The 750-nt window shown below is 46.9% G+C and carries 2 tRNA genes and 2 rRNA genes; all 4 read right to left on the minus strand.

From position 1 onward, the window contains the following. Window positions 1–120: ribosomal RNA gene (locus tag K8O68_RS15560) — 23S ribosomal RNA — on the minus strand; the annotation flags it as partial. Window positions 121–405: 285 nt separating this feature from the next. Continuing rightward, window positions 406–481 (minus strand) — tRNA-Ala (locus K8O68_RS15565). A 24-nt stretch (window positions 482–505) separates the two neighbouring features. After that, a tRNA-Ile gene (locus K8O68_RS15570) sits at window positions 506–582 on the minus strand. A gap of 113 nt (window positions 583–695) precedes the next feature. Then, window positions 696–750, minus strand: a 16S ribosomal RNA gene (locus K8O68_RS15575); the annotation flags it as partial.

The raw sequence follows: 750 nt of genomic DNA on the forward strand, positions 1-750 counted from the left end.
CATTCGGAAATCTCCGGATCAAAGCTTACTTACAGCTCCCCGGAGCATATCGGTGTTCGTCCCGTCCTTCATCGGCTCCTAGTGCCAAGGTATTCACCGTGCGCCCTTTCTAGCTTAACCTTTTAAGCCGCAGATGGCTGTCGCTCTTCTTCGTCAGCTGCCCTTTTTCGTTCCTGTCACGTAGATCACTACGCTCAGTCACTAAAAACGTTGCTTCCTCGAATAGCTCTGCCCTCTTTGCTTAAAACCTTTATGAATAAAGGTTTCGGCTTTTAGGCGTCTTATTTCTTGGCCTTCTTCTAAGACACTCGGTTCACTCATCATCTGAACAGTGTTCAAACCATGTGTCAAACCGGTGATTTATTCATCAGTCTTTCGTTATCCAGTTTTCAAAGGTCAAATAAATGGTGGAGCCTAGCGGGATCGAACCGCTGACCTCCTGCGTGCAAAGCAGGCGCTCTCCCAGCTGAGCTAAGGCCCCATGACACAATTAAAAAATCCAATATGGTGGGCCTGAGTGGACTCGAACCACCGACCTCACGCTTATCAGGCGTGCGCTCTAACCAGCTGAGCTACAGGCCCATAATGGACAAATTGTTAAAGATATAAAAAACATTATGAAAGGTTGAATTGACCCTTCAAAACTAAACAAAAAGCGCAAGCGTCGATAATAAGTTGAGCTGATAGCTCCTTAGAAAGGAGGTGATCCATCCGCACCTTCCGGTACGGATACCTTGTTACGACTTCACC

Source organism: Salipaludibacillus sp. CUR1 (assembly GCF_021028955.1).
Lineage (GTDB): Bacteria > Bacillota > Bacilli > Bacillales > Salisediminibacteriaceae > Salipaludibacillus.